This is a genomic window from Halomonas korlensis, assembly GCF_900116705.1.
GTDB lineage: Bacteria > Pseudomonadota > Gammaproteobacteria > Pseudomonadales > Halomonadaceae > Halomonas > Halomonas korlensis.
In genome coordinates this window covers 1-12,795 of record NZ_FPBP01000019.1, presented here as the reverse complement: position 1 = coordinate 12,795, position 12,795 = coordinate 1, and the positions used below count along the sequence as shown (strand labels likewise).

The following is a 12,795-nucleotide window of genomic DNA, read 5'->3' as shown; positions in this document are numbered from 1 at the left end:
GCAATTTCCTACACGCTGTTTTAATGTGCATTAATGTTTTTCTCGCTGAATAGCCGTAAGCTAAATCTATAGAGCCATGGAGGGCTCAACTAGGAAGACCGAGCATGGACCGCTCGATACATACAGGGATGCGCGGACAGGATGTGCGCGATAAGCGAACAAGGATGAAAAGGTAAAAGCCCAACCTGTGAAGGTTGGGCTTTCTTTTTAATTTAAGACATATTTGTAATAGTTATCATAACTAATAAAGTCTAATCTTTAGACAAGCCTCACTGGCCAAGGTCAGCATCATCAGCATGAAAAACCGGCATGAAAAAGCAGGCCAGCGTGTCTGGCCTGCTTTTAAGTAAGGTAAGAAATAAGGGAAGGAAAGTTTAACTATCCGGCCTTGCGGTTTACATCGTTCTTGGCCAGCTTGGTCAGTTTCTCATCGGCAGCTTTCTCTTCCTGGAGGGTTTCGGCGAGAAGCTCCTTGGCCTTCTGGTATCCGAGCTGTTCGGCGAGCGTGGCCAGAGTGCCGTAGGTGGCGATCTCCACATGCTCGACCTTCTGGGCAGCTCCAATCAGAGCGGCATCGCGCACCGGCCCTTTCTCGGAGCCGTCGATCAGCTCCTGGGCTTCCTCAATCAGGCTTTCCATGGCGTAGTTCTTGAGGCGCTTGGTGCGAATACTGTCATCTGATTCCACTACCTGCTCGATTCGCTCAACCTGTCCGCGGGTTTCCTCAAGGTGCTCCTTGAATGCCTCCACGAGCGATTCGTCATCAGCCGCACGAGCCATCTTGGGCAGTGCACGCGTCAGTTGCTTCTCTGCGCTATTGGCTTCCGAGAGCAGGCGAATGAACAGGTCGTTAGGATTCTCGATCTTCATGCGTGGCTCCTTTACGCGTGATACATCGTTCCATGTTGGCTTCTATAACGTAGCAATGTCCTGAAGGTCTCATGGTGACAATGCGTTACGTTTTGTATCTGATGTCTTCTAGCGCGACAAAGTCGGTAATACGTATAAATAAAGTTTAAAAAAGCTTTTCTTGTTTAAAAGACGGCTTGATCATGGGCCCCTTCAGCCACTGCTCCCCATGTGGTTGTCTTTCCTGGGAAATTTTAGTTGTCTAAATATTGATTAAATAATTTATACAAGCGGTACAGAAAGCCTGCCGCTATTGTTGCTTTGTGCCATGCTGGTGGAAAGTTGAACAGGGAACGTTGGGCAGGGAAAGTTGAGCGGGGTAAGTAAAAAAAGCCGTATATAAGTAATGGCTCGCTCCGACACGCGACACCTGTCTACAGATCGTCAACCTTTTGCAAGGAAGCATTAGCATGGAAGCCATCTGGGGAATCGGCGGTACTGATCAACACCACTACCCGACCTTGAATGAGGATATCAGCGCCGACGCGGTGGTGATCGGCGCGGGCATCACCGGGATTACCACGGCGCTGCAACTGGCGGACGCCGGAATGGACGTGGTGGTACTTGAGGCGCTGGCCGTCGGGCAAGGGGGCACGGGAGGTTCGACAGGGAATCTCTACAGCACCGTGGCGAGGGGGTTGGCGCCGTTGCGCAAGACGTGGGACGACGCGACCATCCGCGACGTGGTCAACGCCCGCGCCCTGGCCATCGACCATATCGAGGCCTTGGTGGAGCGCTTCGGTATTGATTGCCAGTTCCATCGCCGCGTTTTGTACCATATCGCCAAAGCCGAGGATAAGCAGATCCTCGAGACGCTCGATGCGGAGCGTGAGGCCATGCGCTGCGCCGGACTCGAGGTCAAGTCGGCGGAAGACGCCATGCTGCCGTTCCAGATGACGCATGGGCTCAAAATCGAGGGGCAAGCTCAATTCAACCCCTTACGCTATGTCCAGGGGCTGGCCCGCGCAGTCAGCCAACAGAGCGTGAGGATCTTTGAAGGAAGCCCGGTTCGCGAAGTGAAGTATCCACAGGGGGTTGTCGTGACCGACAAGGCAACCGTTACCGCGCACCACATCATTCATGCCACGCATACGCCCAAGGGGATCAATCTCCTGCATGCTAGCCTGTTGCCCTCCCGTGAATACGGCATCGGCGTTAAATTGAACAGCGGTGCCTATCCCGAAGGCATTTTCTTCGTGCATGACCCGTTTCATTCGCTTCGCAGCTACCGGCACGGGGACGAACATTACCTGGTAGTGATTGGCGAGCAACACAAGACGGGTGAGGGACAGGCCGACGCTGCGTATTTCGAGCGCCTTCACGCCTATATCAGCGAGCACTTCGATGTCGAGAGCATCGCTTACCGCTGGTCAAACCAGCAATACAGCCCCGCCGATGGCTTGCCCTACATAGGCCGGATGCACGGCAAGGATAACGCCTACCTGGCGACCGGTTTTGCCGCCGATGGCCTGACCTGGGGGTCGCTGGCCGGGATGATCATCGCCGACCTGGTCACGCGGCGAGACAGCCCCTGGCGCACGCATTTCGATTCCAGCCGCTTCGATTCACGGCGTTTCACGCCCGGCAAGTCGGCCATGAACTGGGCGAGAGAGAATGCCTCGGTGACCAAGCACCTCGCCAAGGATTACCTGGGCACACGCAATCTCAAGGAACTGGCAGACGTTTCGCCAGGCCAAGGCAAGGTCATGACGCTAAAGGGCGAAAAGCTCGCTATCTACATGAGCCATGACGGCGAGCTTTCCGTGCTTTCAGCGGTGTGTCCGCACATGAAATGCCTAGTGCACTGGAACGGTGCCGAAACGAGTTGGGATTGCCCGTGCCATGGGAGCCGCTTCGATATCCAGGGTGAGGTCATCGAAGGGCCAGCCTATCACCCCTTGGCGCGTCGTGAGCAGCCTCATTAGAGGGCTTCAAAGCGGGGGTATCTGCCGGACTGGTCTTACCCGCGCCGGGTCGCCAGGTAGATCCCCGCCCCGACGATCAGCACGGCACCCAGATAGGTCTCGATCAGCGGCACATCGCCGAACACCAGATAACCGGAGATAGTGGCCCAGACGATCTGCAGGTAGAGGAAGGGCGATACCAGGGAGGCGGGCGCGCAGCGCATGGCCATGATCAACCCCAACTGGCTGGCCGCCCCCAGGGTCCCCACCACCAGGAACAGGGGAATATCGCCCATGGCGATCGGCGACCAGAAGAATGGCACGATAATCGAGCTTGCCAGGGCCCCGGCCAGGCCCGCGTAGAACAGCGAGGCCAGGGGATGGTCATTGCGGCCGAAGCGTCGCGTGGCCAGCTGATAGAGCGAGAAACAGAAAGCCATGCCAAAGGGCAGCAGGGCCGCGGGCTGGGCTCGCCAGTCCACGGGGCCGATGGCAATGATGACGCCGACGAAACCGGTGGCAACGGCCAGGCCGCGAGCCAGGGTAACGCGCTCCTTGAGCAGCGGGATCGCCAACAGGGTGACCAGCAGCGGCGTGCTGAAGTTGATCACGTAGACCTGCAGCAGTGGCAGCTCGCGAAAGGCGAGAAACGCGAAGGTACTGGCGCCTAACAGCAGCAGGCCGCGCAGGAACTGACCCGGCAGCGATTCGACGGAGGTCATGATCGCTCGGCAGCGCGGCCAGCCAAGCATCAGCAGGTAGGCCCCCAGCACCAGCATGTGGCCGGTGTAGCGCGCCCATACGATCTGAACGGGAGAATAGCTCTGGGTGAGCCACTTCACGCCGGTATCGAGCAGGGTGAACAGCAGCCCCGCGGCGAGCATGAAGGCAATGCCCAATAGGGGGCGGTCGGCTGGCAGGGGCAATGCGGGAGTCGGTGAGGTCGCCATGGGGTCCTGGAGAAAAGAAGGGAATTTAATACTAGCAGGCTAATGAGCTGGCGCTAAGCACCGCCGCGCCATAGACCACCATGGCCTCGCGCTCGACTCATGACGGCTCATCAATTCCCTTTGGTGTAGGCCTCGATCACGTCTCGCCCGGTCAGGTCGCGGGTCGAGTTGGCGAAGGCATACCAGGATGGCTTCTCGTCGATGAAGACCTGGGTATCGAAGGTCCAGGCCTCGCCGCCGTCGACAAGACCGGCCGGAATGGCATACTGCCCGTCCGCCTTTAGCCGGTAGAAGAGATGGGTGCCACAGCGCCGGCAAAATCCGCGCTCGGCGATATCCGACGAGGTGTAAAAGGTAACGTTCTCCTCGCCCTCGATCTGCGCCTCGCTGACCGTCTCGAGCGCCAGAAGCGGGCCGCCGCCCCAGGTGCGACACATCCGGCAGTGACAGGCTGCCACATTCTGTCGGTTCACCCTTATGCTCACACGCACGGCACCGCAAAGGCAGTGGCCGCTGGCCGTCATCAAGTCGTCCATATGGGACCTCCCTATCGGCATGTTCCAGGAAAGGGGCAACGTGGTCGCCTCCCTCGACGCCCTTCAGTCTAGGTCGAGGATGGCGTGATTGCCGGCATCGGAGGAGGGGTGCTCGAATGCTGTGTCAGCAGCGCTTGCTGTTATCCTCGGACCATCGATACCAAGGAGCCGGTTATTGCGCCTGGACTATCAAGGGCTCTTGCCCGAAACCGTGGGGTTTCTGTTGCTGCCGCGATTCTCGATGATGGCGTTCTTCTCGGCGGTCGAGCCGCTGCGGATCGCCAATCGAATCGCCGCGCGACCGCTGTTCGACTGGACGTTGATCAGCGAGGACGGCGAGCCCGTCACCGCCTCCAACGGCATGACACTGCTGGCCGATTGCGCCATCGGAGAAATACACCAGCTGCCGTCGCTGGCGGTGTGTAGTGGTTTCGGGCCCGAGCAGACCTTGAGCCGCCACCTGATGGCCTGGCTGCATCGCCTGGATCAGGCTAACTGTGTGCTGGGTGGTCTCGACACGGGCGGCTTTCTGCTGGCCGAGGCGGGGTTGCTCGAAGGCGAGCGAGTTACCCTGCACTGGGAAAGTCTGCCGGCCTTTCAGGAACGCTTCCCGGGTATCGAGACGTCCGATGAGCTCTTCGAGCTTGGTGAGCGGCGTTTTTCCTGTGCGGGGGGTGCGGCGGCCATGGACATGGCCCTCGAAGTGATCGCGCGTCGCCACGGATCGCGATTGGCTGTCGATGTCTCGGAGCAGCTGATTCACGAGCGGACTCGCACCCGTAACGATCAGCAGCGCATGTCGCTGGCCAGGCGGCTGGGCATCCACAACCGCCGTCTAGTGGAGGCCATCTCCCTGATGGAGCGACATCAGGAGCTGGTGCTACCCCTGAGTGAGGTAGCGCGTCGCAGCGGTGTCTCCCCGAGGCAGCTTCAGCGACTCTTCGAGCAGCATCTCGAGACTTCTCCCCGCGAGTGGTACCTGAACTTGCGACTCGAGCGTGCCTGGCATCTGCTCCTCGAGTCTGACAGGGAGGTGCTGTCGGTAGGGCTCGCGTGCGGCTTTGCATCCGCTTCCAGTTTCTCGCGCGCCTTCAGAGCTCGCTACGGCCTGTCCCCTCGCGAAGCACGCCGCCAGCCTGCCGGCTGACCCTGCCCGACACGGGCCGACGTCGCCAAGCTGGCCTCCTGGTGGCACACCGATGCCGATCTCGGGCGCGAACTCGAGTGCGTCAACGACGTCATCATGTCCCGCGATTTCGGCTTCGCCCACTTTCGCGAAACGCGCGCCCTGGTTCTTCTTGCCAAACCTGGCGCGCGCGTGGCCAACCAGCGACTCACCTACATGGCGCAGTATGACATCCTGACCGGCCTGCCAAACCGAGCCCTGTTTACCGACCGCCTGGAAGTCGCCATTGTGCAGGCGAAACGTTCGGGCAAGCCTCTCGCACTTCTCTTTATGGATCTCGACCGTTTCAAGAACGTGAACGACGTCTTCGGGCACGCCTTGGGCGATGGTGTGCTGAGTGAGGTGGCCCTTCGACTTTCGTTCTTTGGCCTGTCACAGGGGGCAGGGGTATCTCTATGCCAGGCCCTTCCCTGCCACGGAATGTGCGGACTATCTGCGTAGCCACGAGGCCGCGCTGCTCGTTTGGTGATGAGGAGGAGGTTTCCTAACGGACGATTTCCGCGTTCACCTTCGTTGGCCCAGATCGAGGCCTTCCATCAATGGTCGGGGTGCGAACCGGGTTTGCCGGCCGCACGGGCGATGGCGTCGGCGGCCCACTGGTTCAGGCTCTTGCCGGACGCCTGCGCGGCGATGCTGGCAGCGGCATGCACCTCGGGAGGGATGCGCAGCAGCACGCGGCCGGATGCCGGCTTGAGCGGTTCGCGGCCGGTGGCGTGGCAGTCATCCAGATAGTGATCGACGGCCATATGGAAAGCGTCGGTCAACTCGGCGACGCTCGCGCCGTGGAAGCTGATCCGATCGGTGATCCCGAGCACATGGCCGACGAACACTTCATCTTCTGCGTCGAACTCGATGCGGGCTGTATAGCCCTGATACTTGATCACGTTGGTCATGGTCTGATTCCTCTCTCGTCCAGCCACTGGCGGATGATCGTGTGATGGCGCTGACCGTCGTAACTAGGGAAATGCCCACCGTAGGGATCAGTCAGCGTCTCACGCCGCCCGGGGTGGGCGAGAATGTCCGCCTCGGCGCGGTGCACCACGCGGTGGTCGAACTCATGGTGGCAGCCGATATAATCGAAATGCGTGTGGCTCGCCACGGCAACCAGCTCCCGCTCGGTGACGATCGGCACCCACTCACGCAGTGATACCACCCCCCATGCCGCTGTCGACCAGCATGTCGCGCTCCCGGCCCCTGATATGCCAGACGTTGCAACGATAGAACGTCTGGATGAACGGCTCGCCGATGTGGGTGATCCCGTCACCTACGTTTTCCGTGGTGTACCACTCGTCGGGTCGGGCGCGAATCAACATGGGCCGGTCTCCTCTGCTGCTAATGGGGTAAAGATGCTCACACCCCCAAATCAACGCTTTTTAGCGAATTCCCATGCATCACGATCTCGGTCAGGGTGTCGCAGAAGGTGGAAAAGGCTTCACTCATCTGGCCTGGGCTTCGATGCAGTTCGATCTCGACGTATTCGAGCGCCGGCAGACCTTCCTCCGCGCCCACGATCCGGCAACCCACCGGCACGCTGCGCGGTGTCTTCACGGTCAGGGCCAGCCCCGCCTGCACGGCGATATTGATGGCGGTGGGCGAGGGGCTGGTATAGCAGACTTCCCATTGCCGATTCGTGCGACCCAAGGCGGCAAAGGCGTGGGCGCGAAAGATGCAGCCCTCGGGATTGAGCGCCAGCGGCAGGCTATCCCATTGATCGAGCCGCGTGTCATCGGCTGCGATCCATACCATGGGCTCACGGCCGAGAAGCTGTCCTGTCTGGGTGGGCGCGTGACGCACGGCGAGCACCGCGTCCAGCAGCCCTTCCTGAAAGCGCCGGACCAGCGTGCTGCTGATGTCGCAAGTGACCTGAATGCGGACCTCGGGAAACAACTCGGCCATGCGCGGCAACAGCTCGGGCAGGTAGGCCGTGGCCTGCTCCTCGGATATTCCTAAGCGTATGAGTTCGCCCTGCCGCTCGGCGCCGAGCAGGCGCTGGGCCTCGTCCTGAAGCTTCAGGATCTGGCGTGCGTAGGGCAGCAGCCGGCCACCTGCCGGGGTCAGCAGCACGCTGCGACTGGTGCGCTTGAACAGCGACTCACCCATGCGGTCTTCCAGCCGCTTGATCTGCAGGCTGATGGCGGATTGAGTGCGGTTGACGATCTTTCCTGCCGCGCTGAAACCCTCGCACTCGGCCACCGCAACGAAGGCGCGTAGAAGTTCGGTATCCATAACCTATGATTTATCGAAATGGTTTGCATATCAACCATTCATTTTTATGATCAATCAACCCGGACTACGCTGTGCTTGGTTATGAATTTTTTCTGTTCAGGTGTCGACTTCATGTCTCTCCAAGCTGAAGGATCTTCTCTACCAGGTGGAAGCTCCGCAACCACGCGTACTGACGGTCAGGCAAAGGCGCTGGAAGGGCTTATCGATCTCGAGCGCTACCCGATTACCTCACTGCAAGGAGATCAGGGCCGCGAGCTGGTGGACGAGTGCCGCCGCCAGTTGGCGGCCGATGGCTGTATCGTGCTCAAGCGCTTCGTGCCGGAAGCGGCGCTGGCGCGCCTGGAGCGTGAAACCGTGCGCTTGTCGCCCGAAGCACACTACAACCAGAACGAGACCAACCCCTACAATTCCGATGGCGATGACGCGCTGCCGCCCACCCATCCCAAGAATCGCTTCGGCGATCGCACCAACGGCTTCGTTGCGGGTGATCGCATCGACGACAGCACCATCATCCGCCAGATCTATGAAAGCCCCGAATTCCAGCGCTTCATCGCCACCGTGGTGGGCATGGAAGAAATCCACGAATACGCCGATCCCTTGGCGGGCCTGGTGATCAACGTGCTGCGTGAGGGCTGCCAGCATCCCTGGCACTACGACACCAACGAGTTCATCGTCACCATGATGACCAAGCAGGCCAAGGGTGGCGGGCGTTTCGAATACTCGCCGGGCATTCGCAGCCCCGAAGGCGAGAACTTCGACGCGGTCGAACGAGTGCTCGATGGCGATCGTTCGTCGCTCAAGTCGCTGGATCTGCAACCAGGCGATCTTCAGATCTTCTTCGGTCGCTATTCGCTTCACCGCGTCACGCCCGTCGAGGGCGACCGCGAGCGCCATACGGTGATCTTCGCCTACGCCAAGGAGCCCGGTTTCATCGGTCGTCCCGAGCGGGCCAAGCGCATCTTCGGGCGCATGGCACCGATCCACGAGCAGCTGCTCAAGGACGGCATGCAGCGCAGCGACAACCTCCAGGATTAAGGCGAAACTCTCAATGAACCAAGTAGAATTCGAGCAGCTATCCGACCGTGAGCCGGACAGCATTCCCGTGGTGCCCTCCGCCCCGATGGGCAATGGCGACAGCATTCCCACGGCCTTCGACCCCAAGCAGTTGCGCGCCGGACGCCTGGCGCGGCTGCGCCACATGATGGCCGAGCAAGGCTATGCGGCAGTAGTGCTCTTCGACCCGAACAACCAGCGCTACGCCACCGGCTCGCGCAACATGTTCGGCTACTTCCTGCGCAATTCCACGCGCTACATTTATGTACCGCTGGACGGTCCGATCATCCTCTTTGAGTATCCGGGCAGTGCCCATATATCGACCTGGCTCGAGACGATCGACGAGGCACGCACCTCAAAAGTGGTGTGGTCCGCCGTCAATCAGCGCGACAACCTGTCGTCCGACCCCTTCGGCATCGAGATCGCCGAACTGGTCAATGCCCACGGCCAAGGAAACCGCAAGGTCGGGCTCGACCGCTGCACCTTGAACCTGGCGCGCTCGCTCGAGGCCCAGGGCCTGGACGTGTTCGACTGCATGCAGGACACCCTGCATTGTCGTCGCATCAAGACCCCGGAAGAGGTCGCCTGCCTGGCGCAATCTATGGCCGGCAGCGAAGCGGCCGTGGCGGAAGTGGAAGCGGCGATCAAGCCGGGACTCACCGAGAACGACCTGTTCGCGATCATGTACGGCAACGTCATCAAGCAGGGCGGCGAGTTCATCGAAACCCGGCTGCTGTCATCCGGCCCGCGCACCAATCCCTGGTTCAACGAGGCCAGCGATCGGGTGATTCGCCCCGGCGAACTGGTCGCGCTGGATACCGACACCATCGGCTGTCATGGCTACTATTCCGACTTTTCGCGCACCTTCCACGTCGGGCCGGGCAAGCCGACCGGCTACCAGCAGAGCCTGTATCGGATGGCCTATGAACAGGTGCATCACAACATGGCGATCCTCAAGCCGGGGATCAGTTACCGCGAGATCGCCGAACGCGCCTGGAAGATCCCCGAGCGCTTCCTCGATCGCCGCTACCCCTCGATCATCCACGGGGTCGGCATGCACGGCGAAACGCCGCTGGTCGCCCATCACATGGACTTCGACCGCTTCTCCAAGGATGGTGAGTTGGAGCCCGGCATGGTGGTCTCGGTGGAAAGCTATATCGGCGAAGTCGGTGGCGCCGACGGCGTCAAGCTCGAGGAGGAGGTCCTGGTCACCGAGACTGGAATTGCAAAGCTTAGCCGCTACCCTTTCAGCGAGGCGCTGCTCGGCCGCGAGTTCTGAGGCCAGCGGTATGTTGAAGGAAAACGACTACGCCTCTCTGGCTCTGGGAGGGGCACGGTCAGCCTCAGGGCCCTTCATCACGATCCTTTAGAGTGCATTTTGGCCATGCCAATATTGGCATTAACTACAATATAATTACACTGTAGTTATGAGCCGCCTGAGCTTCGAATGGAATCCACAGAAAGATGCTTCTAACCAGAAGAAGCATGGCGTTTCATTCCACGAAGCAAAAACCGCCTTTACGGACGAGTACGCTCGCTTAATCGCGGATCCGGATCATTCTGACGAGGAGGACTGGTTCATACTCCTTGGTACGAGTATTCACTCTCGCCTGTTGGTTGTGTGCCATTGTGCTAGAAGTGGCGAGACCATACGCATCATCTCTGCGCGTAAAGCCGACAAGCGTGAACGAAAGATTTATGAAGGGTACAGGCATGCGTGATCATTATGATTTTTCTGATTCGGTCAAGAACCCCTATGCAAAAAAGCTCAAAAAGCAGGTCACGATAAGGCTCGATGAAGATACTATTGAGTATTTCAAGAAGCTTGCCGATGAAAAAGACCTACCTTACCAGAGCCTCATAAACCTCTACCTCAGAGACTGTGCCCAATCGCATAAAGATCTCAAGATTGAGTGGAAGTGAACAAGTAGCCCAGCTAACGATACCCCGCCATCAGCTCGCGAATCAGCGGGGTGTCGGCGTCGCGCAGGGTCGGCAGCTCGAAGCGCGCCTTGGCGATGGCGGTGCGTGACAGCTCGGCAGTAATCAGCATCTCGCAGTCCTCGGCCTCGGCCAGCGCTTCTCCGCGCGGCCCCAGGATGCGCGAGCCGCCCCAGAAGTAGCTCTCGCCCTCGCTGCCGTAGCGGTTGGCCATGATCACCGGGGTGCCGTAGGTCATGGCGTAGAAGCGTACATTGAGCGCCCAGTTCTGCTCGTTGGAAAACGCCTCGCTGACGATGCCGCTGGCCGAATTGATCGGCGCGCAGAGCACGGTGGGGCGGGGCAGCAGGGCGGCATGCACCAGCGCAGGATTCCAAAGATCGGCGCAGATCAGCTGCGTGGCCGACCAGCCGGGGCGCACGGTGGTCTGCGTCAGCGCATTGCCGTGGGTGAACCATTTGCCTTCTTCAAGCCCGCCGTAGGTCGGCAGGTTGAGCTTGCGATGCACCGCGACGATCTCACCGTCCTGGAGGATAGCCAAGGCGTTGTAGTACTCGCCGGGACTCGCCTCCTCGACAAAGCCCACTATCGTCTGCATCTCGCCGGCGGCCCGGGCCAGCCGGGCGAGGCGCGGATCTTCAATAGGCATCGCCGCTTGCATCACGTCGCTGCCAAGCCCATAGCCGGTCAGCGAGAGCTCAGGAAACACCAGCAACGCCAGCTGACGCTCCCGGGCCTCGGCAATCACCTCAAGGTGGCGTTCCAAGTTGAGGTTGATGTCGCCTAAAGAGGCGTTGATCTGAGCGGCGCCAACGCGCAGCGTATCCTGGTAATGCATGGGAAAACTCCCCTTGTAGTGGTCAACTAATCCCGGACAGTATTTTAAGTTTTTCTTCAGCGACCACGGGTGGCATGCCGTCATTGAAGGTATGAGGACGTTGCCTGTTGTAGTAGTCCATCAGGTAGTCGCCAATATCCTTTCGTGCATCAGGAATTGAGCGGTAACCGAGTGAAGGGATCCATTCGCTTTTCAAGCTTCGGAAGACTCGCTCCATCGGGGCATTGTCCCAGCAGTTTCCCCGGCGACTCATGCTTTGCTCCATGCGATAACGCCAGAGCCTCTGACGGAACAATCGACTGGCGTACTGACTGCCTTGGTCAGTGTGGAAGAGAACCCCGGTCGGCTTGCCTCGTTGCTCGTAAGCATGAACCAGTGCCTTTACCACCAACTCGGCATCAGGTCGGTCCGATAATGCCCAACCCACAATACGACGGGCGTAAAGATCCAGAACGACCGCCAGATAGCTCCAGCGCTGGCCGGCCCACACATATGTGATATCGCCGCACCACGCCTGGTCTGGGCGACTGACGCTGAACTCACGGTTCAACCGATTAGGAATGTCTGGCCTCTCCACGGTGGCCTGCTTGTAAGCGTGTGGCCCTGGCTGTTTGCAGATCAGCCCCAGCTCACTCATCAGTCGACGGACCTTGAAGCGTCCGATTTTGACACCTTCGTCATTGAGCATGCTGGTGATCATCCGGCTGCCCGCTGAGCTTCGGCTCTTGCGGAATATCCGGCTCACATCGGCTCGCAGCACGACTCTTTCGGCATCCACTACGGACCGTCTGCGGCGATAGTCGTAATAGCTGGACCGGGATACCTCAAACGCTTTACAGACCATCTCAACCGGCTCCTGCTCACTTAACTGGTCTATCAGCGCGTACGATTCATCTCGTCCGACATCAAGAGAGCGGTAGCCTTTTTTAGGATCGATTTTTCCCGTTCCAGGCGCTCACAACGGGCTTCCAATTCCTGGATCCGCTGCTGCTCCGGCGTCAGCGCTTTGGACTGGGGAGTCACCCCGCCACGCTCTTCAGAGAGCTGCTTCACCCATCGCCTGAGGGCGTTTTCGCCGACATTCAAAGAACGGCTGGCTTCGGCAACAGAGTAGCCTTGGTCAAGCACCAGACAGGCCGCTTCCTGCTTGAACTCCGGTGTAAAAGATCGTCGTTTCCTGGTCATCAGACACCTCGTGAACGGTGGCAATGTTACCACCTACGTTGGTGTCCGGTTTCATTGGACCACTACA

General features: G+C 59.6%; 16 protein-coding genes. 7 read left to right on the top strand and 9 right to left on the bottom strand.

Annotated features, from left to right (window positions below; translation table 11 throughout):
- Positions 1 to 378: 378 nt before the first annotated feature.
- The gene (locus BM341_RS17795; protein WP_089797479.1) at positions 379 to 870 is read right to left on the bottom strand and encodes a YciE/YciF ferroxidase family protein; all 492 of its coding nucleotides are present in this window, start codon (positions 868 to 870) and stop codon (positions 379 to 381) included.
- 449 nt (positions 871 to 1,319) lie between these two features.
- On the opposite strand from BM341_RS17795, the gene BM341_RS17790 reads away from it, so the two are divergent.
- Positions 1,320 to 2,834 carry an FAD-dependent oxidoreductase gene (locus tag BM341_RS17790; protein WP_089797477.1) on the top strand — a complete coding sequence of 505 codons (1,515 nt, stop codon included), beginning with the start codon at positions 1,320 to 1,322 and terminating at the stop codon, positions 2,832 to 2,834.
- Between the two features lie 35 nt (positions 2,835 to 2,869).
- Here BM341_RS17790 and BM341_RS17785 read toward each other — a convergent pair whose 3' ends face one another.
- The gene (locus BM341_RS17785) at positions 2,870 to 3,763 is read right to left on the bottom strand and encodes a DMT family transporter (protein ID WP_089797475.1); all 894 of its coding nucleotides are present in this window, start codon (positions 3,761 to 3,763) and stop codon (positions 2,870 to 2,872) included.
- A gap of 110 nt (positions 3,764 to 3,873) precedes the next feature.
- Positions 3,874 to 4,299 (bottom strand): GFA family protein, encoded by a 426-nt coding sequence (locus BM341_RS17780; RefSeq protein ID WP_089797473.1) that lies wholly within the window; start codon positions 4,297 to 4,299, stop codon positions 3,874 to 3,876.
- 175 nt (positions 4,300 to 4,474) lie between these two features.
- Between BM341_RS17780 and BM341_RS17775 the strand changes: the two genes are divergently transcribed.
- Together BM341_RS17775 and BM341_RS17770 are read left to right on the top strand one after the other, a co-directional pair.
- A complete protein-coding gene (locus tag BM341_RS17775; protein ID WP_089797471.1) occupies positions 4,475 to 5,446 on the top strand; it encodes a GlxA family transcriptional regulator in 972 nt (323 codons plus the stop codon).
- A 96-nt stretch (positions 5,447 to 5,542) separates the two neighbouring features.
- The gene (locus tag BM341_RS17770) at positions 5,543 to 5,926 is read left to right on the top strand and encodes a diguanylate cyclase domain-containing protein (RefSeq protein ID WP_089797469.1); all 384 of its coding nucleotides are present in this window, start codon (positions 5,543 to 5,545) and stop codon (positions 5,924 to 5,926) included.
- A 95-nt stretch (positions 5,927 to 6,021) separates the two neighbouring features.
- Here the strand turns inward: BM341_RS17770 and BM341_RS17765 are convergent, their stop codons facing one another.
- The 4 genes from BM341_RS17765 to BM341_RS17755 are packed head-to-tail and all read right to left on the bottom strand — an operon-like array spanning position 6,022 to position 7,711.
- Positions 6,022 to 6,378, bottom strand: coding sequence for a type II toxin-antitoxin system HicB family antitoxin (locus BM341_RS17765; protein WP_089797467.1), 357 nt, complete (start codon positions 6,376 to 6,378; stop codon positions 6,022 to 6,024).
- Entirely contained in the window at positions 6,375 to 6,638 is a 264-nt protein-coding gene (locus BM341_RS19410; RefSeq protein WP_217646259.1) for an MBL fold metallo-hydrolase, read from the bottom strand. The genes BM341_RS17765 and BM341_RS19410 overlap by 4 nt, the downstream gene beginning before the upstream one ends.
- Positions 6,622 to 6,798, bottom strand: coding sequence for a hypothetical protein (locus BM341_RS19405; protein WP_217646258.1), 177 nt, complete (start codon positions 6,796 to 6,798; stop codon positions 6,622 to 6,624). The genes BM341_RS19410 and BM341_RS19405 overlap by 17 nt, the downstream gene beginning before the upstream one ends.
- Before the next feature lie 37 nt (positions 6,799 to 6,835).
- Positions 6,836 to 7,711, bottom strand: a complete 876-nt coding sequence (locus tag BM341_RS17755; RefSeq protein WP_089797465.1) for a LysR substrate-binding domain-containing protein — start codon at positions 7,709 to 7,711, stop codon at positions 6,836 to 6,838.
- 111 nt (positions 7,712 to 7,822) lie between these two features.
- Here BM341_RS17755 and BM341_RS17750 point away from each other — a divergent pair, with 111 nt between their 5' ends.
- The 4 genes from BM341_RS17750 (at position 7,823) to BM341_RS17735 (ending at position 10,687) form a co-directional block, all read left to right on the top strand.
- Positions 7,823 to 8,746: a HalD/BesD family halogenase gene (locus BM341_RS17750; RefSeq protein WP_245784325.1), complete on the top strand. Its 924-nt coding sequence runs from the start codon at positions 7,823 to 7,825 to the stop codon at positions 8,744 to 8,746.
- Between the two features lie 13 nt (positions 8,747 to 8,759).
- Positions 8,760 to 10,043: a M24 family metallopeptidase gene (locus tag BM341_RS17745; protein ID WP_089797464.1), complete on the top strand. Its 1,284-nt coding sequence runs from the start codon at positions 8,760 to 8,762 to the stop codon at positions 10,041 to 10,043.
- Positions 10,044 to 10,191: 148 nt separating this feature from the next.
- Positions 10,192 to 10,485, top strand: a complete 294-nt coding sequence (locus tag BM341_RS17740) for a BrnT family toxin (protein ID WP_089797462.1) — start codon at positions 10,192 to 10,194, stop codon at positions 10,483 to 10,485.
- The gene (locus BM341_RS17735; protein WP_217646257.1) at positions 10,463 to 10,687 is read left to right on the top strand and encodes a BrnA antitoxin family protein; all 225 of its coding nucleotides are present in this window, start codon (positions 10,463 to 10,465) and stop codon (positions 10,685 to 10,687) included. The genes BM341_RS17740 and BM341_RS17735 overlap by 23 nt, the downstream gene beginning before the upstream one ends.
- A gap of 13 nt (positions 10,688 to 10,700) precedes the next feature.
- Here the strand turns inward: BM341_RS17735 and BM341_RS17730 are convergent, their stop codons facing one another.
- Both BM341_RS17730 and BM341_RS17725 read right to left on the bottom strand, forming a co-directional pair.
- On the bottom strand, positions 10,701 to 11,543 hold the full coding sequence (locus tag BM341_RS17730; protein WP_089797460.1) for a nitrilase-related carbon-nitrogen hydrolase: 843 nt from the start codon (positions 11,541 to 11,543) through the stop codon (positions 10,701 to 10,703).
- Between the two features lie 22 nt (positions 11,544 to 11,565).
- Positions 11,566 to 12,728, bottom strand: a protein-coding gene (locus BM341_RS17725) for an IS3 family transposase (protein WP_089792638.1) whose coding sequence is annotated in 2 segments (ribosomal slippage) — positions 11,566 to 12,473 and positions 12,473 to 12,728 — 1,164 coding nt in all. Because the reading frame shifts where the segments join, the coding sequence is not laid out codon by codon here.
- Positions 12,729 to 12,795: the final 67 nt, after the last annotated feature.

What these genes read in the sequence shown, in the direction of transcription:
- BM341_RS17795 (WP_089797479.1), bottom strand. Translation starts at nt 870, where the DNA reads ATGAAGATCGAGAATCCTAACGACCTGTTCATTCGCCTGCTCTCGGAA.
- BM341_RS17790 (WP_089797477.1), top strand. Translation starts at nt 1,320, where the DNA reads ATGGAAGCCATCTGGGGAATCGGCGGTACTGATCAACACCACTACCCG.
- BM341_RS17785 (WP_089797475.1), bottom strand. Translation starts at nt 3,763, where the DNA reads ATGGCGACCTCACCGACTCCCGCATTGCCCCTGCCAGCCGACCGCCCC.
- BM341_RS17780 (WP_089797473.1), bottom strand. Translation starts at nt 4,299, where the DNA reads ATGGACGACTTGATGACGGCCAGCGGCCACTGCCTTTGCGGTGCCGTG.
- BM341_RS17770 (WP_089797469.1), top strand. Translation starts at nt 5,543, where the DNA reads ATGTCCCGCGATTTCGGCTTCGCCCACTTTCGCGAAACGCGCGCCCTG.
- BM341_RS17765 (WP_089797467.1), bottom strand. Translation starts at nt 6,378, where the DNA reads ATGACCAACGTGATCAAGTATCAGGGCTATACAGCCCGCATCGAGTTC.
- BM341_RS19405 (WP_217646258.1), bottom strand. Translation starts at nt 6,798, where the DNA reads ATGTTGATTCGCGCCCGACCCGACGAGTGGTACACCACGGAAAACGTA.
- BM341_RS17755 (WP_089797465.1), bottom strand. Translation starts at nt 7,711, where the DNA reads ATGGATACCGAACTTCTACGCGCCTTCGTTGCGGTGGCCGAGTGCGAG.
- BM341_RS17750 (WP_245784325.1), top strand. Translation starts at nt 7,823, where the DNA reads ATGTCTCTCCAAGCTGAAGGATCTTCTCTACCAGGTGGAAGCTCCGCA.
- BM341_RS17745 (WP_089797464.1), top strand. Translation starts at nt 8,760, where the DNA reads ATGAACCAAGTAGAATTCGAGCAGCTATCCGACCGTGAGCCGGACAGC.
- BM341_RS17740 (WP_089797462.1), top strand. Translation starts at nt 10,192, where the DNA reads ATGAGCCGCCTGAGCTTCGAATGGAATCCACAGAAAGATGCTTCTAAC.
- BM341_RS17735 (WP_217646257.1), top strand. Translation starts at nt 10,463, where the DNA reads ATGAAGGGTACAGGCATGCGTGATCATTATGATTTTTCTGATTCGGTC.
- BM341_RS17730 (WP_089797460.1), bottom strand. Translation starts at nt 11,543, where the DNA reads ATGCATTACCAGGATACGCTGCGCGTTGGCGCCGCTCAGATCAACGCC.